An 18605-nucleotide genomic window follows, 5' to 3' on the forward strand; every position below is an offset into this window, starting at 1 on the left:
ACTCCGCGCTGATTCATACAACTGCTATGCTAAATCCCAATCTGGATGAAATCCAGTTGACAAAAGACGACTACGAACGCTACTCCCGCCACTTAATTTTGCCAGAAGTGGGAATGGAAGGGCAAAAACGACTAAAAGCCGCCAGTGTATTGTGTATTGGTACTGGTGGACTAGGTTCACCATTGCTGTTATATCTTGCAGCAGCAGGTATAGGCAGAATTGGTATTGTTGATTTTGATGTTGTGGATACTTCTAACCTGCAACGTCAAGTTATTCACGGGACATCCTGGGTAGGTAAACCCAAAATCGAATCAGCAAAAAACCGGATTCATGAAATTAACCCCCATTGTCAGGTTGATTTGCATGAAACTCGTCTGAGTTCAGAAAACGCTCTGGATATTATTCGTCCTTACGATATCGTTGTTGATGGAACTGATAATTTCCCAACTCGGTATTTAGTCAACGACGCTTGCGTATTATTAGATAAACCCAACGTTTACGGTTCTATTTTCCGTTTTGAAGGACAAGCAACCGTCTTTAATTATGAAGGTGGTCCCAACTATCGTGACTTATATCCCGAACCACCACCACCAGGAATGGTTCCTTCCTGTGCAGAAGGTGGAGTTCTGGGAATTTTACCGGGAATGATTGGCATTATTCAAGCCACAGAAACAGTGAAAATTATTCTGGGTAATGGTACTACCTTGAGTGGCAGACTGTTGCTTTATAACGCCTTGGATATGAAATTCCGGGAATTAAAATTGCGTCCTAATCCCATCCGTCCAGTTATTGACAAGCTAATAGATTACGAACAATTCTGTGGTATTCCCCAAGCTAAAGCCGAAGAAGCAAAACAGCAGATGGAAATTCAAGAAATGACCGTCAAGGAATTGAAGGCCTTATTAGATAGTGGTGCAAAGGACTTTGTGCTGCTAGATGTGCGTAATCCTCATGAGTATGAAATTGCGAAAATTCCTGGTTCTGTGTTAGTCCCGTTACCAGATATTGAAAATGGTGGTGGTGTGGCTAAGGTGAAGGAATTACTCAATGGACACCGCTTAATTGCTCATTGTAAACTGGGTGGACGTTCGGCGAAAGCCTTGGCTATCCTCAAGGAAGCGGGAATTACTGGTACAAATGTTAAAGGGGGAATTAATGCTTGGAGTCAAGAAGTAGATGCTTCTGTTCCTCAGTATTAATAATTTTGTGCGGGATTGTTGATAATGTTTGGGAAAAACCTATAACTATCCCCAATCTGATCTTAACAACAAGATACCCGAATTATCTAAGAAATCGGGTATCTTGCTATACTTAACATATAGGAATCTAATTTGATTTATGTACCTAATTTATACAAAAAAATCTTTAAAAAATACCAAAATTGTCCATTACTCATACTCTTTTTAAAGAGTAAGATGTCTAAAGTTTGCATAAACTTCATGGAAAATTTAGCTAAAGCAGTTTTTAGGTAGGTAAGGACATCCAGTGATAATAAAACATGACTCTAGCCTAGCTTGGCGTTAGCCATAGGCTACGCTATCAGACAGCAAAGGACTTTCAACCTTCTTGCTATATATGACCAAGACTTGAGAGTAAGTTTACTTGCAAAAACACAACTTAAACAGCATCTATCGCCACAGTAAATTGCCAAAATAATAATAGATTGCATTATGGATACGCTTTCCACGACCAATTCCAAGATTCTGATTGTAGATGATGATTCCAGTGTTCGCAATCTCATCCAGCGTTTCTTGAGTCGGAAATATCAAATAGAATCAGCAGCAGATGGTAAAACTGCTCTGCTCTTATTTGAGCAATTCAATCCGGCCTTAGTGATTCTCGATTGGAATTTACCAGATGCAAATGGCTATAAACTCTGTCAAGAAATGCAAAGTCGTACCAATGTTTTAATCATGATGCTCACCAGTCGCAATGATGAAGCTGATAAAATTAAAGTCCTGGCTGCTGGTGCAGATGATTTTTTGACCAAACCATTTAGTCTAGCCGAGGTGGAAGTTAGGGTAGAAGCCCTGTTAAGGCGTGTCCGCTATATCCAGCCCAGTCCCTCACACCGCCTCACTTTTAACCAGTTAGCCATTAACTCAGACGCACGAGAGGTAACACTTAATGATAAACCTTTAGCCTTAACTGCTTTAGAGTTTAACATTTTACATTTTCTGGCTACCCATCCTGGACAAGCATGGAGTCGTACCCAACTGATCCAAAAGATTTGGGGTTGTGATTATGTGGGAGATGGGCGAGTTGTGGATGTGCATATTGGCCAACTCCGGAAGAAAATGGAAGTTGATTCTAGTATGCCGGAGTTCATTAAAACGGTGCGGGGTTATGGTTATAAGTTTGATCCACCAGAAAACATCAAAGTTTAAACTCTAAAAAAATAATTGTTGCGATAGCTTAACAACTTGGTTGAAATCGAGGCTTGATGAGATGATCAGTATTATTCTTTTGTAAATATTGAAGCTAAAGCCAGTCAGGGATTCGTGTCTACTCAAGCCTCAGATAAAATCCGATAAGTAGGTTGGCGTTAAAAATTATCGTTGTAGGAAGGCAAGAGGCAAAAGGCAAGAGTGAAGAGGTTTTGGGAGATTTTATTGTTCTTTACACAGTTTGGTTTTATTATGTTGACCTACTTAATTTTGCCAATATTCTTTGTTTTTGTCTAACTAAATCCATTGCCAAATTAATCGCTGCTTTCATGCTTGTCCCGTCAGCAATCCCTTTTCCGGCAATATCAAAGGCTGTTCCATGATCCGGGGAAGTCCGCACAAATGGTAAACCAATGGTAGTATTTACCGCCCGATCAAAAGCCATTAACTTCACGGGAATTAAACCTTGGTCGTGATAAAGTGCTAGATAAGCATCAGCGGGATTTTTGATCACAGAATTACCATACCAAGCAATACCTGGTTTTACCCACATTGTATCTGGGGGGATGGGTCCTTCTAGCTGTAAATGCGGGCGTTTTTGCCGTTCTGATTCTAACCAGGGAATTAACCAATCTATTTCTTCTGTTCCCAGTTGTCCCATTTCTCCACTGTGGGGATTTAACCCGGCGATCGCAATTCTGCCATTTTTAATCCCAAAATCATTTTCTAAACACTCCACCAACAAATCTAATTTCTTTGTCAATAACTGCGGTGTTAAAGTCGCAGCTACTTGAGATAAAGGAATATGGGTGGTAGCAAGTAGAGCGCGGAGTGTCCAACCAGTAAAAGGCGATCGCCCCACAAACAACATCCCAAAACGCTCAACACCAGCCTTTTCGGCTAAAAGTTCGGTTTGTCCCGGATAATTGTAACCAGCGGCTTTCCACGCCGATTTAGCGATAGGCCCGGTGACAATTGCATCAAACTCACCCGCCAAAGTTTGAGCGATCGCATATTCCATATAAGCAAAACTCGCCGCACCACTAGCCGTATTCCCTACACCTGTGATAATTTCACCAGCAGTAGGAACATCAACTATAGACAAATCAGCCGGATTAGCTAAAGCTAGAGAATTCTCGATATTTTTACTGATACTTTCATAACTTTTAGTTAATAAAGTTCTATTCCCCACCACTACCACATCACAATTTTGAGTAACTTCAGGATCTGCCAAAGCCTTCAAAATCACCTCAGAACCGATACCCGCAGGATCTCCCAGGGTCAGCACCAACCGTGTCCGTTTATCTTGATTAGTCATTATTTTGTAGGGGAGGGGTTTCCCCGCCCATCTCCATCTATCCCCAATTATCATCCCTAAATTGGTTTAGAATTATTGATAGGAGTCTAATCCAAATAGTTCTGATAGACCTATTTTACCTGAATCCTCAAAGTTGAAAATCAGATTTGAGTCTTCAAATCAAATTCAGCAGTCTGAAAAACAGGAAACATAAATCAACAATCCACAAAGGAGCATTACAGCAAATGGGCGGCGAAATGTTAAATGCAGGGATGCTATCTTTCGGTCTAATCTTCGTAGGTTGGGCAATTGGTGCTTTGTTACTCAAAATTCAAGGCGCAGAAGAATAGAACGGAAGCAGGGGCAGCAGGGGAAGCAGAGGAAGCAGGGGAAGAAAAATTAATTCTTTATCCTGACTCCTGACTCCTGACTCCTGACTCCTGACTCGGTGACTCCTGACTCGGTGACTCCTGACTCGGTGACTCCTGACTCGGTGACTCCTATCTTTCCTTAAAAAGATGTAAAGTTTTATTTAGATAACTAAATTCTGTTAAGATTCTTTTCATAAACATTAAGATATATAACCAACCCCATGACATTATTAATAGTTGGTGCAACTGGCACTTTGGGAAGACAAGTGGCTCGTCGCGCAATTGATGAAGGGTACAAAGTTCGTTGTCTAGTTCGGAGTCCTAAAAAAGCTGCTTTTTTGAAAGAATGGGGCGCAGAACTGGTACGGGGAAACTTGTGTAATCCACAAACCCTGACAGAAGCATTAACAGGTGTAACCGCAGTTATTGATGCTGCTACATCTCGCGCCACAGATTCACTAACTATTAAAGAAGTAGATTGGGATGGCAAAGTAGCATTAATTCAAGCCGCTAAAGCTGCTGGTGTAGAAAGATTTATCTTCTTTTCAATTTTAGATGCTGATAAATACCCCAATGTACCGCTGATGGAAATTAAGCGATGTACGGAAGCATATTTAGCAGAGTCCGGTTTAAACTATACGGTTTTACGTTTAGCTGGATTTATGCAAGGGCTAATTGGTCAATATGGCATACCTATTTTAGAAAAACAACCAGTATGGGTAACAGGAACATCCTCACCTATTGGCTATATGGATACTCAGGATATTGCTAAATTCGCGGTGCGGGCTTTGACTGTTCCAGAAACAGAAAAGCAAGCTTTCCCAGTCGTGGGAACTCGCGCTTGGAGTGCAGAGGAAATTATTAATCTTTGTGAACGTTTATCTGATAGAGATGCAAAAGTTACACGAATGCCCATCGGATTATTACGGGCTGTACAAAATTTACTGCGCTGCTTTCAGTGGGGATGGAATGTTGCTGATAGATTAGCTTTTACAGAAGTTTTAGCCAGTGGTAAAGCTCTAAATGCAGAAAATATGGATGAAGTATATACTGTTTTTGGGTTAGATAAAGAACAAACCACCACCTTGGAAGCATATCTACAAGAATATTTCAGTCGGATTATGAACAAGCTGAAACAGTTGGATTACGAGAAAGCTAAAACCAAAAAGCTCAAAAGTAAAAGGACTCCCTTTAAACAATCTTCCAAAGCCAATAGTCAATAAATGTAAGACTAATGGTGACATGAATCAAAAATGTGTAACTATTAGATACAGAAAAATCATCTCTTAAACTTGGATATTTGAGTGTGCCGAAAGCAGGCATTATCTACAACGATGTTAAACCGATAGCGAGTAGTGTCGCTATTGAACTAAAAGACAAACTTACCGCTGCTGGTTGGGATGTGTACATCACAGCGAGTATCGGTGGGATATTAGGCTATTCTCAACCAAATAGTCCTGTCTTGCACACCCCTATTGAAGGTCTTACGCCCCCTGGCTTTGACTCAGATATGAAATTTGCAGTGGTGTTAGGGGGAGATGGAACTGTGTTAGCAGCATCGCGCCTAGTCGCCCCCTGTGGTATACCCATGCTGACAGTAAATACTGGTCACATGGGATTTTTGACGGAAACTTATCTCAACCAATTACCCCAAGCCATAGAACAGGCAATGGCGGGTGAATATGAAGTTGAAGATAGAGCTATGCTCACCGTCAAAGTTATGCGGGGAGATACGGTAAAGTGGGAAGCCCTCTGCTTAAATGAAATGGTGCTACATCGAGAACCTTTAACTTGTATGTGCCATTTTGAAATTGCGGTGGGACGACATTCACCGGTGGATATTGCGGCTGATGGGATTATTGTTTCTACCCCAACGGGTTCTACAGCTTATGCTTTAAGCGCAGGTGGGCCAGTAATTACTCCTGGTGTTCCTGTATTGCAGTTAGTCCCCATTTGTCCCCATTCCCTAGCTTCTAGGGCTTTGGTGTTTCCTGATAGTGAACCAGTTAATATCTATCCTGTCAACATTCCCCGGTTGGTAATGGTGGTAGATGGTAATGGTGGATGTTATGTTTTGCCAGAGGATCGGGTATATTTAGAGCGATCGCCCTATAGCGCCCGATTTATTCGTCTGCAATCACCGGAATTTTTCCGTATTTTGCGGGAAAAACTCGGTTGGGGTTTACCGCACATTGCTAAACCTAATTCTGTAGAATTGCCTTAGTTGTCAGTTGTTCAGTTAGGTAAATGCCAACTTAGTGTAACTCGCACTTCTCCATTCGGTAAAACTGATATTTCCCATACACCATCTAGAAGTTCGTTGGCTATAGTATCCATGATTTTAGTACCATAGCCACCTTTTTGGGGTCTATAAGTAGATGCTAAAATAGCTCTATCATTGACTATTACTAAAGTACATCTAATTCCCTTTTGCTCTAAACTAACAAATACTTGGGTAGCCGTACCGTGAGGTGGTTGAGCGTGTTGGATGACATTATTCAATACTTCACGGAAAAAGCGGTAAATTTCCTCTCTTTGTTCAATCCAAATACTGTTTAATTCTGTTTGGTAAAAATCTCAATGTCTTTAAATAAACCTGAGAATTTCAAATTTAACAACCAACTAAATCTTCAACAGCACTAGCTTGATTTGGTAATGCGGCCGTTAAAACTTCACTTCCTAATTCTGTAACTAATACATCATCTTCAATGCGAATTCCCCGCACATCTGCAAATTGTGCTAGTCTTTCCCAATTAACTAAATATTGATATTGATCACGAGTTTTAGGATTATTCAAAATTGCCGGAACTTGATAAAATCCCGGTTCAATTGTTACTAACATTCCTGCACGCAAGGGACGATTTAACCGCAAATAACTTAAACCAAAACGGCTACTTCTACTTCTTCCTTGATCATAGCCGGCGATGTCTCCTAAATCTTCCATATCATGAACATCTAAACCTAAAAGATGCCCAATTCCGTGGGGGAAGAATAAAGCATGAAGATCCATTTTTACCAAATCTTCTGGTTTACCTTGCAAAATTCCTAAATCTACCAAACCTTCAGCAATTGTAGTTGCTGCTAATAGATGAATATCTGCATATTCTACACCAGGAGCTATGTTTTGAATACAAGCATCATGGGCAGCTAAAACAATATCATAAATGTCTCTTTGGGTAGAGGAAAACTTACCAGAAACAGGCCAAGTGCGGGTAATATCAGCAGCCCAACCCGTCTGGGTTTCTGCACCCACGTCAGCTAAAAGTAAATCCCCTGGTTGCAGAGAGTGGTAATAATGATTATTGTGTAAAACTTCACCATGAACTGTGACAATACTGGTGTAAGCAGTGGTCATATTCTGACCCATAATGACTGCTTCCATTGCAGCGCGGACTTCGGCTTCTAATTTAGCTGAAGAAGTTGCCGCCATTCCGGCTTTGTGGGCTGTCACACTCACATTTGCAGCTTTACGTAATTCCACCAATGCTGCTGCGTCGTGGGTAAGCCGCAGAGAAACAATGGCTTTTGCTAGTTCTAAATCAATTCCTGACCGTGGATTTTTTGGGAAAACTGGTCTATTTAAAAGTTGGGTTTGCTGTGTCCAAGTAGCTGCATCTTGTACAGGAACAGTCGCCGCATTTTCTAAATAATTTCCTAATTCTGCCATGGTTTTGGCTTCATCCGCGCCTATTTTGGCAGCGATTTCTTCACGGGTTGGAGTTTCTCCATGCCAGAGGGCGCTACTGGGGTGGGGGTCATCTATAAATAGTTGTAGCTTGCCACTTTCTAGGCGAATGGCGGCGTTTTCGAGGGGAATTCCGGCAAAATAGAGGAAATGGCTATTGGCACGGTGGGGGAAGGTATTGGCGGGGAAGTTGCGGGGACTGCTATTACCAGACCAGAGAACGGTGGGAAAGTCTATGATTTCTGCTAGTTTTTGGCGGCGCTGGTGAAGGGTGGTTTGCATTTTGATTAAGGAATGTTTCGCGCAAAGGCGCAAAGGTGCAAAGGCGCAAAGGAAGAAGCAGTTTAAGGTTTCTTTTCTGCTATTCTCAATTTAGCAGAACGAGAACGGGGGTTTTGTTTTGTTTCTTCTTCTGTGGCAATTATGGGTTTTTTTGTTAATACTCGTAATGAGTCGGAATTTCTCAAACCATGTTTAACTGGTCTGTCTTCTAAGCTGTGAAAGCTGATTATTGCGATTCTTCCTCCGGGAATTAGCGCGTTTGGTGCTTTTTCTATGAGGGTTTCTAGGACTTTTAATTCGTCGTTGACTGCTATGCGTAAGGCTTGAAAGACGCGGGTTGCAGGGTGAATTCTCCCATGACGATATTTGGGAGGGACGGAGTAGGCGATCGCATTTGCTAATTCTGTAGTAGTATCAAATGGGCGTTTTTCAACTATTCTTCTAGCTATTCTTCTGGAAAGTCTCTCTTCACCATATTTAAAGAAGATATCCGCTAATTCTTTTTCGTCCCATTCATTTATAATATCTCCAGCGGTGAGGGATTGTTGTTGGTTCATTCGCATATCTAAGTTTGCGGTATTTCTAAAACTAAACCCGCGTTCTGGATTATCTAAATGATAGGAACTTACTCCTAAATCGGCTAAAATTCCATGATAGGTATTTTCTGGAAATTGGTAATTGGCAAAGTTGCTATGAATAAAATTAACTCTCTCCCCAAATTCTGCTAAATTCTCTTTTGCTGCGTTTAAAGCATCTTCATCTTGGTCAACACAAGTTACTTTCACATCTTCAGCAGTTTCTAATATTAACCGACTGTGACCACCGCCACCAACGGTTAAATCTAAATAATTTCCACCAGGTTGGATATTTAAACCTGTAATTACTTCTTGACTGAGAACGGGAATATGGGAAAATGTAACTTCTTCTGAATCTATTGGTGTTTGTAAATCTGATTGCATTATAAACTTATTGATAGTAAAAATTAAGAGGCGAGTTTAGCGTTGATAAAACTGAAAATTTTTTCTAATTCCAACAAACCAGATAATTCTGCTTGTTCATCTGGATTAAGTAAATTTTCTTTATTTTTTTCTAATAGTTCCTCTAAACGAATCTGTAACTCTTCAGTAAAAGAAAAAGGACGAAATTGATCTGAAAGATTCAGGTTTATTCCATTTGGTAGCCAAGATGAGGGTTGTTTCATTAATTCTTTCATGGATATCTCCTTAATTGACAATTTTGGTTAACTAAGTTTAGATAATACTTTTGGTTTATTAAAATGTAACTGCCTTTTGCTTTTCAATGAGAGGATTAAAATCAATTTCTTTCCAATCTTTAAATAATTCAGCAATTTGTTCAGGTGTTGTAAAATTATCTGTGAAATATTCAAATTTGCCAAAATTAAGATTGAGAAAAAAACTCAAAAAACTACAATGATCTTTTGCACCAAAACCAAGTGGACAATCAACACGCCAATTATCTATACTTGTTCCATATTCATGAATAATATCACAGATTTTTTCAATTTTACTAGAATATTTTTGACATAATTCTAATAATTCAAAAGGATTTTTACAGATTTCACAAAATAACTCTATTGCTTGATAGGTTAAATTGGTAGGACGATATTTAAAATCAATTAATGATTGACAAATATCTAAGGCTTCCAAAAAATTTTGTTCCTTGTATTTTTGCAGATAATTCATAAATTAATCATATCCATTCAAAAACTCTGTTTCTCTTCCTCCGTGCCTCTGCGCCTCTGCGTGAGCTAAGATTTAACTATAGATATTAATTAGAGTAATTATAAATTAAATCTATCTTAACTACCAGCAAAATCACCAAGACATTGATACAATTTTAGTTTAGTCATCCGCACCACGCAGATTTCTCCCCATTCCCACACCCCCAGGTACATGAAAAAAATCCAGATTCTCAATCCCTGATATATCAAGCTTCCCTATAATAATTGAAGTAGCGGCACAAAATAAAACATCAAGTACAAAACCGACTCTGCTATTCTCTCTCCAACGTCACCCTGTAGAGATAATCTGGATATTATCCCTATCAGCTAAATTTTGGCAGACAATAACAATCGTGGCAAGTTAATCTTAGCGGGTCAATTCACAACATCCACAACGGGAGAACAGCAAATCTATGAGTAGAATCGAAACCCGCACTGAACCGATGGTGCTAAATATGGGGCCTCACCACCCATCAATGCACGGGGTTTTGCGTTTAATTATGACCCTAGATGGTGAAGATGTCGTTGACTGTGAACCAGTCATAGGCTACCTGCACCGGGGAATGGAGAAAATTGCCGAAAACCGTTCTACAATCATGTACGTCCCCTACGTTAGCCGTTGGGACTACGCTGCGGGGATGTTTAACGAAGCGGTAACAGTCAACGCACCGGAAAAATTAGCAGGTATCACTGTTCCCAAACGCGCCAGCTATATCCGGGTGATTATGCTGGAACTAAACCGTATTGCAAACCACCTCTTATGGTTTGGTCCGTTCCTCGCTGACGTGGGCGCACAAACACCCTTCTTTTATCAATTCCGGGAACGGGAAATGATTTATGATCTGTGGGAAGCCGCCACTGGCTACCGCATGGTTAATCATAACTATTTCCGTGTGGGTGGTGTCGCTGCGGATTTACCCTATGGTTGGGTAGATAAGTGTTTAGATTTCTGCGACTATTTTATCCCTAAAGTTGATGAATATGAACGCCTAGTTACCAATAACCCGATTTTCCGCCGCCGCATTGAAGGCTTGGGAACTATTACCCGTGAAGAAGCTATTAACTGGGGACTTTCTGGTCCAATGTTACGCGCTTCTGGGGTGAAATGGGATTTGCGGAAAGTTGACCACTACGAATGTTACGATGATTTCGATTGGGATGTCCAGTGGGAAACCGTTGGCGATTGTCTTGCCCGTTACATGGTACGGATGCGAGAAATGCGCGAATCTGTAAAAATCATTCGTCAAGCGATTGCTGGATTACCCGGTGGCCCCTACGAAAACCTAGAAGCCAAGCGGATAATGGCTGGGAAAAAATCTGAATGGGATGCTTTTGATTATCAATACGTTGCTAAAAAAGTTTCTCCTACTTTCAAAGTTCCTAAAGGTGAAATTTACTCCCGCGTTGAAAGCGGAAAAGGAGAATTGGGAATTTATTTAGTAGGTGATAATAATGTTTTCCCTTGGCGTTGGAAAATCCGCGCCGCAGATTTCAACAATTTGCAAATTCTTCCTCATTTACTGCGGGGAATGAAGGTTGCAGATATCGTTGTTATTCTCGGTAGTATTGACGTAATCATGGGTTCTGTTGATAGATAATTATCTTTCAATTTCAACAGTTTGTTGGGTTGACGCAAGGAAACCCAACATTAATCACCAATAATATATCTTTTTGGTTGCACTTTGTTTAACCCAACTTTGTATGTTGAAAGGATATACAATTTATAGCCATTTGCTAGAAATATATCAAAATCTCAAACGATTACAACGGAAATTAGTAATTACTTATAAAGTACCCAACTCCAGTTGATCTAAATATATAAAATCGGGAGATTTGACTCCAGCTTCTTGTCTAATTCTCACGAGTTGAGGAGATTCAAAAAACTGCTTTGCATCTTCTATTGATGTCCATGAGGAAAAATGCACTATTTTATTGGGATTATTTTCGTATTTTAAAACCTGATATGCTATTTCTCCAGCTTGCTTACGGATATCGGTAGCATTATCAAAAACCTTTTTCCATGATTCATAGTCTTCAACTTCATGGATAATCAATACATATTTCATGATTTTTCATGAGAAATAACCGTTGTTTGGACATTGGTATCAACATTTAACTTTTTCCGCAAAACATTAAAAATTGCGGTCAAATTATCCATTATCGGATTACCTTTTTAATATCCCATATTTAATTTTTGAGCTTGATTGGCTAATTCTGCTAAAGTTTCTCTACGTTTAGCATCAATTATATTTTTATACTCCATCAAATCTTGATAGAATATTTTGCGAAGATTTCCCACTTTATGACAAAGAATTTCACCAGAGTCTAATAATTGAATCAAATAAGGATGGGAAACATTGAGAATTTTAGCTGCTTCTTGAGTTGTTAATTGATCGGAAGTAGCAAGATTTTTCTTTCTGGTTTGCATTTTATTAACCTAACCTACAAATTTTAACGTCCACCCATTAACATTCATACAAATATCAAATCCTCTGGGAACTCTTCATCAAGATCAACTTCCATACCTTCAGTCAATATAGAAGCACAATGATACATATCTTCTGTAAGTGGTTCAGTAGTGCTAGGATTTTTTTTGATATCTCTAGCAAGAAAATCTAAGAACGCCTTTACAAAATAGTGCTTTTCCATAGTTGGGGACAATATTCTATTCATTCTTAGTGTTTCTCCCTTGTTGTGATAAACTATTACATAAATTTACCAGTAGTGATATATAACAAAGCAATAAACTTTGTTAATTACCCACACAAGTAAATATGGCTGCACCACGCAACCTATCAGAAATCACAGAGTATTATTATAATATAAACTGAAATTAGGGAAAGTCGAATTATGAATCAATCTGATTCCAATAATGGCAAACAAAACAAAAATGTCAGAGGAATTACAAAAATTTCTGTCAGTGGTTATAAGTCACTTTATGATGAATGCAGTATTGAAGTACGCCCGTTAACAATTCTTGCAGGTGCTAATAGTTCGGGAAAATCTAGCATCATGCAACCTTTATTGTTGATGAAACAAACTCTAGAAGCAACTTATGATCCTGGTGCATTATTACTTAATGGACCTAATGTTAAGTTTACTTCAGCAACACAATTATTTTCTAAAATATCTGGAATCAAACCTAATAATAAGTTTACCGTTGGTATTGGTATAGAGAATGATCAAATTATTAGTAATGTATTTACAACACATAAAAAAGAAGCCATAGAAATTGTTGAAATGATATATAAAGGAAATGAACAAGAGTTTTCCCTTTTACCAGATATGTTGCCAGGAGATGTAATGAATGTTTTACCAAAGCCATATATAGAAATATATAATGCCATTCAACATACAGAAGCATTAAAAAATAAAATGGCATGGGTTGTTGATAGAAATCGGTGTTTTTTAGAGTTTTCCTTATCAGCAAGTGAAAAATATATTATTTCTCAGAATCCATTCTTTAACTTCTTATATTCCAGTCCTTGGGAAGTTTTTGGTAATTATATCCGCCAAATAATCCATGTACCTGGATTAAGGGGAAATCCTGAACGAAATTATAAAATTACAGCTATAGGTGATGAATTTCCAGGTACATTTGAAAATTACGTTGCTAGTGTGATCAATTATTGGCAAAAAGGTAAAAATAATAAAACTATTAAAGAATTATGTGCTGCATTAGAAACACTAGGATTAACTTGTAAAGTACAAGCAAGACAAGTTAATGATACACAAGTAGAATTAATAGTAGGTCGTCTGCCAACACATTCTAAGTCTAAAGATGATATGGTGAATATTGCCGATGTTGGTTTTGGAGTTTCCCAAACCTTACCTGTTTTAGTTGCTTTATTAGTAGCAAAACCAGGACAATTAGTATATATTGAACAACCAGAAATTCACCTGCACCCCCGCGCTCAAATTGCTATGGCAGAAATATTATCTAATGCAGCAAAAAGGGGTGTTAAAGTAGTTGTAGAGACTCATAGTGATAGGTTAATTTTAGCAATTCAATCTTTAGTCGCCGAAGGTAATCTATCACCAGATTTAGTAAAACTGCACTGGTTTACACGCCAAGAAAATGGGATAACAAATGTCAATAGTGCTGATTTAGATGAAACTGGCGCTTTTGGAGATTGGCCAGAAGATTTTGGTGATTTATCTCTACAATTAGAAAACCGTTATTTAAGTGCTGCGGAAGCTCGTTTAATGCAGGGTGTACATGGTGGCTAAAGTAAATCTTCAACGTTTGGTAATTGATGCTTCTGTAGCTCGTTCTGCTGGTGATAAAAATGCTACTTATCCCCAGTCGGTTCACTGTCGTGAATTTCTATTAGCAGTTTTGAATACTTGTCATCAAATTGTGATGACACCAGCTATAAGAGCAGAATGGGATAAACATCAATCATCCTATGCCAGAAAATGGCGAATTCAAATGATATCCAGGAAAAAATGGAACTCTCCGAACATATCCATAAATGATAGTTTATGGAGTCAAGTAGAAAGTATTGCTGCCGATGTTAGTAATAAAAGAATTGCGGAAATGACCAAAGATTTATGTTTAATAGAAGCAGCACTAGCAACAGATAAAATTGTTATATCCTTGGATGATAATACTGCTAGGAAGTTTTTTAGTGAAGCATCTATTAAAATTGATGAACTCAAAAATATTGTATGGGTAAATCCAGATAAAGTAGAAGAAGAACAACCTATTGAATGGTTAAGAAATGGAGCTAAAGTAGAGAGCGATCGCCTACTAATGAATTATTCTGACAAAAAAATATAAAATCTGTAGGTTGGTTTGACGTAAGGAAACCCAACATTAATCAACAATAAATGGTTTAAATAGGATTAAATTTAATCCAATTAAAAAAATAAACATAAATCAATGCCATAATATTTAAAGCATAATAGGGATATAGTTTATCTGCATTTAGGAGTTTGCTTGTGGTTGATTCAACCATACAGGACTATAGAGGTGTTTCTCATGTTCACACAATTGTCCGAGTTGATTGGCATTCAAAGTGGGAAGAAATTGATCGCCTTAATGATGATGCGATTGACGGATTAATTTTTCTAAAACGTGGTCGAAAACCAACATCAGCTATTGTAGCTGTTCAAATAAAATGCGGACCAGGTTATAGAAAGGATGCGAAGATTAGACCAAATTATGTTGGAGTTCAAGTAGGCAAGTCCTATATAGAAGATCACCGCCCTAGATGGAATGCCTTGCCCTTTCCAGTAGTTTTAATATATGTAGATCCTTCAGAAAATCCTAAAGAACCTGATGCTTGGTGGACAGATTTGAGATCGCCTGAATCTTATACGGATGCTAATCAAAACATTATTCTTTTACCGCAAATACAAAAATTTGGACCCCATTCTAAAGGTGACTTCTTCAAGCTTTGTGGTCCAAAAGTTAACTACGAAAATTTTTATAATAAATTAAGTTTAAAACCGAATGATCTTAAACTGGGTTCATTTAGTGAAAGCTTAAAGAGTATTGCTCGTAAATATTATAGTGATTGGGGGAAGAGTTCTGCTGCAAATCGCACTAATCCAGACTTAGGTGAAGTCATCGTCAACCGTGTTGGGTGGCGACATATTACTCGTAGAGAACGACAATCTTTAGCTATTTCTCAATCCCTACAACTACTTCCAGTTGCATCTCGCATCATTCAGGAAGTAACTCCTGCAAAAACTTTACGCGCTTGGTCAGAAAAATTAGTGGATGGAAAGAGGGTTTTTGATGATCTTATTCGACTGGAGGCTAGAGTATACTTTCCCCATCGGCAGTCTACAGTAGTGCGTGTTGTGTTACAACGTAGACGCACATTCTGCGATTTAACTGGAGTAGGAGAATCTAGAATTTGGTTTCTATCAGTATTTGAGATTCATAGAACTTGGTAGGCAGGTACACACGCACGACGGTGTAGACCGAACGCTTTTCCAAAAGGCGCGCCAAAATTCCCACTATGTCGGCGTTACACCTACCCCCTTAATTATATCTTATCCTTCCATATTTTTCAACGAATATGTAGCGATCGCTTGATAATCAAGACAGTCGCTACAAACAAAAACTATCCCAAAACGAAATTCACCAACTTACCAGGAACAACAATCACTTTCTTGATTTCCTTCCCTTCAATATAACGTTGTCCAACTTCCGACTCACGCGCATATTTTTCCAACTCAGCTTTATCAGCTTGGGAAGGAACTTGAATAGAACCACGAGTTTTACCCATAATTTGAATCACCAAAGTAATTTCATCAGCTATCAAAGCCGCAGGATCAAAACTCGGCCAAGTTTGGGTATGTACAGAATTTTTATTCCCCAACAATTGCCATAATTCATCACCAATATGCGGTGCAAAAGGCGCTAACATAATCACCAAAGTTAGAATCCCTTCCGCGTAAATTGGGGAATTATGACAATTAGCATCAGTCAAGGCATTACTTAACTTCATTAATTCCGAAATTGCCGTATTGAATTGATATTCATCTACCACATCTTCCGTAATTGCTTGAATCGCAATATGAATGGCGCGACGCAAATCTTTTTCCGCTTTATTTAACTTATCAACTTCCGCTTTTTGCTTACAAACTCCCGCAGCCGCATAATCAGTAACCAACCGCCAAACGCGATTTAAAAAGCGGAATTGTCCCTCAACATCAGCCTCATCCCATTCCAAATCTTTCTCTGGAGGTGCTTTAAATAAAATGAACATCCGCGCCGTATCAATGCCATATTTATTAATTACATCTTCTGGGGCAACACCATTGCCTTTTGATTTGGACATGGTAGCATAGAGACGTTGTAAAGGTTCTCCAGTTTGTGGATCTACAGGATTATTAGCATCAACCAAATTAGAAGGAATCCATTTATCCTTACCACCTTTATTTGGGTTCATGTAAGTTAAACCCTGTACCATTCCCTGAGTTAATAACTTTTGAAATGGTTCATCAAAGTTAAATAAACCTCTATCTCTTAATACCTTGGTGAAGAAACGCGAATACAATAAATGTAAAATTGCGTGTTCAATTCCCCCCACATATTGATCTACAGGCATCCAATCATTTACTTTGCCAGAATCAAAAATCTTTTCCTCATTCTTTGCATCAGGATAACGCAAGAAATACCACGAAGAATCAATAAAAGTATCCATCGTATCGGTTTCCCGTTTCGCAGGAGTACCGCAAGTTGGACAAGGAACATTTACCCAACTTTCCAATTGTGCTAAAGGTGAACCACCACGACCACTTAATTCGATATCTTCCGGTAATTGTACAGGTAAATCTTTGTCAGGAACTGGCACAATTCCACATTCAGGACAGTGAATAACAGGGATAGGTGCGCCCCAATAACGTTGTCGAGAAATCAACCAATCTCTGAGGCGATATTGTATTCTTAATTTACCAAAGTTTTGTTTTTCGGCAAATTCGATAATGGCTTTTTTTGCCTCTATTGAATTTATGCCATTAAAGTCACCGGAATTAACTAAAATTCCCGCTTCTGTATAGGCTGATTTTAAAGTTTCTTCTGCACCAACTTCGGGAACAATTACCACTTTGATAGCTAAACTTTGTTCTTTAGCAAATTTGAAATCTCGGACATCATGTGCTGGTACACCCATTACCGCACCTGTACCATATTCATAGAGAACATAATCTGCAATCCATACGGGTACTTCTTCTCCAGTGAAGGGGTTAATAACCTTCCCACCTGTAGGAATACCCCGTTTTGGTTTGTCTTCTGCGGTTCTTTCTAACTCAGTTTGGTTGCTGACTTCCTTGATAAAGGCTTCTACGGCTGCTTTTTGTTCTGATGTAGTGACAACTTGAGTTAAGGGGTGTTCTGGGGCTAAAACGACGTAACTCACACCATAAATGGTATCGGGACGGGTGGTATAAACGCCGATTTTTTCATCTAACCCCACAATGGGAAATTCTAAATATGCACCTGTGGATTTTCCTATCCAGTTGGCTTGCATTAATTTAACTCGTTCTGGCCAACCTGTGAGTTTATCTAAGTCATTTAATAATTCTTCGGCGTAGTCAGTAATCTTAAAAAACCATTGACGTAGTAGTTTACGCTCAACTATTGCACCACTGCGCCAAGAACGTCCTTCGTTATCAACTTGTTCGTTTGCCAATACGGTTTGGTCAATGGGGTCCCAATTAACTGCGGCTTCTCTTTGATATGCTAAACCAGCTTGTAAAAATTGCAGAAAAATCCATTGTGTCCACTTATAATAATCGGGAGAACAGGTAGCAAGTTCAGTTTCCCAATCCAAGGATAAACCCAGACGCTGTAATTGTTGGCGCATTTGGGCAATATTTTGATAAGTCCATTTGGCAGGGGGTACACCTCTATCAATGGCGGCGTTTTCTGCGGGTAGTCCGAAAGCATCCCAACCCATTGGATGTAATACTCGATACCCTTGCATTCGTTTAAGGCGGGCAATTACATCTGTAATTGTATAGTTACGGACATGACCCATGTGCAAGCTACCGGATGGGTATGGAAACATGGAAAGCGCGTAGAATTTTGGCTTGTTTGTATCTTGAGGGGTTTTATCTAAGCCAAGTTCTAACCATGTTTTTTGCCATTTTTCCTCTATTGCGGCTGGTTGGTATGACGGTTTTTGGGGGGACTCCACAACTAAAACTCCTAATGCTTTTACCTAATCTCGCTATTGTGGCATAATTGTAGATATCAGACATTAAGAGTGAAAATTAAATAATTCAATCAGCTATAGCGATAGCTTCGCTCTCCGCAGGCATCGCATCCTTAACCCCAAGAATCACCCAGGAAATAAGATACAATGGGTAGGGCTATCGCTAT

19 protein-coding genes are annotated in these 18605 nt (G+C 39.0%); 9 read left to right on the forward strand and 10 right to left on the reverse strand.

All coding sequences use genetic code 11. The features are described 5' to 3' along the window. Positions 1 to 26 precede the first annotated feature (26 nt). The gene (moeB, locus tag FJR11_RS05425) at positions 27 to 1199 is read left to right on the forward strand and encodes a molybdopterin-synthase adenylyltransferase MoeB (RefSeq protein ID WP_168502692.1); all 1173 of its coding nucleotides are present in this window, start codon (positions 27 to 29) and stop codon (positions 1197 to 1199) included. Positions 1200 to 1670: 471 nt separating this feature from the next. Then, positions 1671 to 2387, forward strand: a complete 717-nt coding sequence (locus FJR11_RS05430) for a response regulator transcription factor (protein WP_168502693.1) — start codon at positions 1671 to 1673, stop codon at positions 2385 to 2387. A gap of 250 nt (positions 2388 to 2637) precedes the next feature. On the opposite strand, the gene pdxA is transcribed toward FJR11_RS05430, so the two are convergent. Next, positions 2638 to 3705 carry a 4-hydroxythreonine-4-phosphate dehydrogenase PdxA gene (gene pdxA, locus FJR11_RS05435; RefSeq protein ID WP_168502694.1) on the reverse strand — a complete coding sequence of 356 codons (1068 nt, stop codon included), beginning with the start codon at positions 3703 to 3705 and terminating at the stop codon, positions 2638 to 2640. A 224-nt stretch (positions 3706 to 3929) separates the two neighbouring features. Between pdxA and FJR11_RS05440 the strand changes: the two genes are divergently transcribed. The 3 genes from FJR11_RS05440 to FJR11_RS05450 all read left to right on the forward strand — a co-directional run bounded on the left by FJR11_RS05440 (position 3930) and on the right by FJR11_RS05450 (position 6279). Further along, positions 3930 to 4034 carry a PetM family cytochrome b6-f complex subunit 7 gene (locus FJR11_RS05440; RefSeq protein ID WP_168502695.1) on the forward strand — a complete coding sequence of 35 codons (105 nt, stop codon included), beginning with the start codon at positions 3930 to 3932 and terminating at the stop codon, positions 4032 to 4034. Positions 4035 to 4276: 242 nt separating this feature from the next. Beyond that, the gene (locus FJR11_RS05445) at positions 4277 to 5278 is read left to right on the forward strand and encodes an SDR family oxidoreductase (RefSeq protein ID WP_168502696.1); all 1002 of its coding nucleotides are present in this window, start codon (positions 4277 to 4279) and stop codon (positions 5276 to 5278) included. 83 nt (positions 5279 to 5361) lie between these two features. Next, positions 5362 to 6279, forward strand: coding sequence for an NAD(+) kinase (locus FJR11_RS05450; RefSeq protein ID WP_168502697.1), 918 nt, complete (start codon positions 5362 to 5364; stop codon positions 6277 to 6279). A gap of 11 nt (positions 6280 to 6290) precedes the next feature. On the opposite strand, the gene FJR11_RS05455 is transcribed toward FJR11_RS05450, so the two are convergent. The 5 genes from FJR11_RS05455 to FJR11_RS05475 all read right to left on the reverse strand — a co-directional run bounded on the left by FJR11_RS05455 (position 6291) and on the right by FJR11_RS05475 (position 9725). Continuing rightward, positions 6291 to 6557: a hypothetical protein gene (locus FJR11_RS05455; protein ID WP_168502698.1), complete on the reverse strand. Its 267-nt coding sequence runs from the start codon at positions 6555 to 6557 to the stop codon at positions 6291 to 6293. A 109-nt stretch (positions 6558 to 6666) separates the two neighbouring features. Further along, on the reverse strand, positions 6667 to 8022 hold the full coding sequence (locus FJR11_RS05460) for an aminopeptidase P family protein (protein WP_168502699.1): 1356 nt from the start codon (positions 8020 to 8022) through the stop codon (positions 6667 to 6669). Positions 8023 to 8084: 62 nt separating this feature from the next. After that, positions 8085 to 8981 carry a 16S rRNA (cytosine(1402)-N(4))-methyltransferase RsmH gene (gene rsmH, locus FJR11_RS05465; protein WP_168502700.1) on the reverse strand — a complete coding sequence of 299 codons (897 nt, stop codon included), beginning with the start codon at positions 8979 to 8981 and terminating at the stop codon, positions 8085 to 8087. A 23-nt stretch (positions 8982 to 9004) separates the two neighbouring features. Next, positions 9005 to 9235, reverse strand: a complete 231-nt coding sequence (locus tag FJR11_RS05470; RefSeq protein ID WP_168466430.1) for a hypothetical protein — start codon at positions 9233 to 9235, stop codon at positions 9005 to 9007. 58 nt (positions 9236 to 9293) lie between these two features. After that, positions 9294 to 9725 carry a hypothetical protein gene (locus tag FJR11_RS05475; protein ID WP_168502701.1) on the reverse strand — a complete coding sequence of 144 codons (432 nt, stop codon included), beginning with the start codon at positions 9723 to 9725 and terminating at the stop codon, positions 9294 to 9296. 451 nt (positions 9726 to 10176) lie between these two features. Here FJR11_RS05475 and FJR11_RS05480 point away from each other — a divergent pair, with 451 nt between their 5' ends. Beyond that, a complete protein-coding gene (locus FJR11_RS05480) occupies positions 10177 to 11361 on the forward strand; it encodes an NAD(P)H-quinone oxidoreductase subunit H (protein WP_168502702.1) in 1185 nt (394 codons plus the stop codon). 186 nt (positions 11362 to 11547) lie between these two features. Here FJR11_RS05480 and FJR11_RS05485 read toward each other — a convergent pair whose 3' ends face one another. From FJR11_RS05485 to FJR11_RS05495, 3 genes are all read right to left on the reverse strand, one after another. After that, positions 11548 to 11829: an antibiotic biosynthesis monooxygenase gene (locus FJR11_RS05485; RefSeq protein ID WP_168502703.1), complete on the reverse strand. Its 282-nt coding sequence runs from the start codon at positions 11827 to 11829 to the stop codon at positions 11548 to 11550. 107 nt (positions 11830 to 11936) lie between these two features. Continuing rightward, positions 11937 to 12191: an excisionase family DNA-binding protein gene (locus FJR11_RS05490; protein ID WP_217358212.1), complete on the reverse strand. Its 255-nt coding sequence runs from the start codon at positions 12189 to 12191 to the stop codon at positions 11937 to 11939. 44 nt (positions 12192 to 12235) lie between these two features. Beyond that, the gene (locus FJR11_RS05495) at positions 12236 to 12436 is read right to left on the reverse strand and encodes a type II toxin-antitoxin system PrlF family antitoxin (protein WP_168502704.1); all 201 of its coding nucleotides are present in this window, start codon (positions 12434 to 12436) and stop codon (positions 12236 to 12238) included. A 177-nt stretch (positions 12437 to 12613) separates the two neighbouring features. Here FJR11_RS05495 and FJR11_RS05500 point away from each other — a divergent pair, with 177 nt between their 5' ends. From FJR11_RS05500 to FJR11_RS05510, 3 genes are all read left to right on the forward strand, one after another. After that, entirely contained in the window at positions 12614 to 13993 is a 1380-nt protein-coding gene (locus FJR11_RS05500; RefSeq protein ID WP_168502705.1) for an AAA family ATPase, read from the forward strand. Further along, on the forward strand, positions 13983 to 14546 hold the full coding sequence (locus FJR11_RS05505) for a hypothetical protein (RefSeq protein WP_168502706.1): 564 nt from the start codon (positions 13983 to 13985) through the stop codon (positions 14544 to 14546). Before FJR11_RS05500 ends, FJR11_RS05505 begins: the two co-directional genes overlap by 11 nt. A gap of 161 nt (positions 14547 to 14707) precedes the next feature. Continuing rightward, the gene (locus FJR11_RS05510; RefSeq protein WP_168502707.1) at positions 14708 to 15670 is read left to right on the forward strand and encodes a DUF4365 domain-containing protein; all 963 of its coding nucleotides are present in this window, start codon (positions 14708 to 14710) and stop codon (positions 15668 to 15670) included. Positions 15671 to 15840: 170 nt separating this feature from the next. Here the strand turns inward: FJR11_RS05510 and leuS are convergent, their stop codons facing one another. Further along, complete coding sequence (gene leuS / locus FJR11_RS05515; protein WP_168502708.1) at positions 15841 to 18420, reverse strand: leucine--tRNA ligase; 2580 nt, start codon at positions 18418 to 18420, stop codon at positions 15841 to 15843. Positions 18421 to 18605 lie beyond the last annotated feature (185 nt).

Source organism: Anabaena sp. UHCC 0187 (assembly GCF_009712035.1).
Classification (GTDB): domain Bacteria; phylum Cyanobacteriota; class Cyanobacteriia; order Cyanobacteriales; family Nostocaceae; genus Dolichospermum.

Bases quoted from the DNA above. Each gene is read 5' to 3' on its own strand.
- FJR11_RS05495 (WP_168502704.1), bottom strand. From the start codon at position 12,436: ATGAATAGAATATTGTCCCCAACTATGGAAAAGCACTATTTTGTAAAG.
- FJR11_RS05490 (WP_217358212.1), bottom strand. From the start codon at position 12,191: ATGCAAACCAGAAAGAAAAATCTTGCTACTTCCGATCAATTAACAACT.
- FJR11_RS05470 (WP_168466430.1), bottom strand. From the start codon at position 9,235: ATGAAAGAATTAATGAAACAACCCTCATCTTGGCTACCAAATGGAATA.
- FJR11_RS05475 (WP_168502701.1), bottom strand. From the start codon at position 9,725: ATGAATTATCTGCAAAAATACAAGGAACAAAATTTTTTGGAAGCCTTA.
- FJR11_RS05460 (WP_168502699.1), bottom strand. From the start codon at position 8,022: ATGCAAACCACCCTTCACCAGCGCCGCCAAAAACTAGCAGAAATCATA.
- FJR11_RS05440 (WP_168502695.1), top strand. From the start codon at position 3,930: ATGGGCGGCGAAATGTTAAATGCAGGGATGCTATCTTTCGGTCTAATC.
- FJR11_RS05500 (WP_168502705.1), top strand. From the start codon at position 12,614: ATGAATCAATCTGATTCCAATAATGGCAAACAAAACAAAAATGTCAGA.
- rsmH (WP_168502700.1), bottom strand. From the start codon at position 8,981: ATGCAATCAGATTTACAAACACCAATAGATTCAGAAGAAGTTACATTT.
- moeB (WP_168502692.1), top strand. From the start codon at position 27: ATGCTAAATCCCAATCTGGATGAAATCCAGTTGACAAAAGACGACTAC.
- FJR11_RS05485 (WP_168502703.1), bottom strand. From the start codon at position 11,829: ATGAAATATGTATTGATTATCCATGAAGTTGAAGACTATGAATCATGG.
- pdxA (WP_168502694.1), bottom strand. From the start codon at position 3,705: ATGACTAATCAAGATAAACGGACACGGTTGGTGCTGACCCTGGGAGAT.
- FJR11_RS05480 (WP_168502702.1), top strand. From the start codon at position 10,177: ATGAGTAGAATCGAAACCCGCACTGAACCGATGGTGCTAAATATGGGG.
- FJR11_RS05445 (WP_168502696.1), top strand. From the start codon at position 4,277: ATGACATTATTAATAGTTGGTGCAACTGGCACTTTGGGAAGACAAGTG.
- FJR11_RS05505 (WP_168502706.1), top strand. From the start codon at position 13,983: ATGGTGGCTAAAGTAAATCTTCAACGTTTGGTAATTGATGCTTCTGTA.
- FJR11_RS05430 (WP_168502693.1), top strand. From the start codon at position 1,671: ATGGATACGCTTTCCACGACCAATTCCAAGATTCTGATTGTAGATGAT.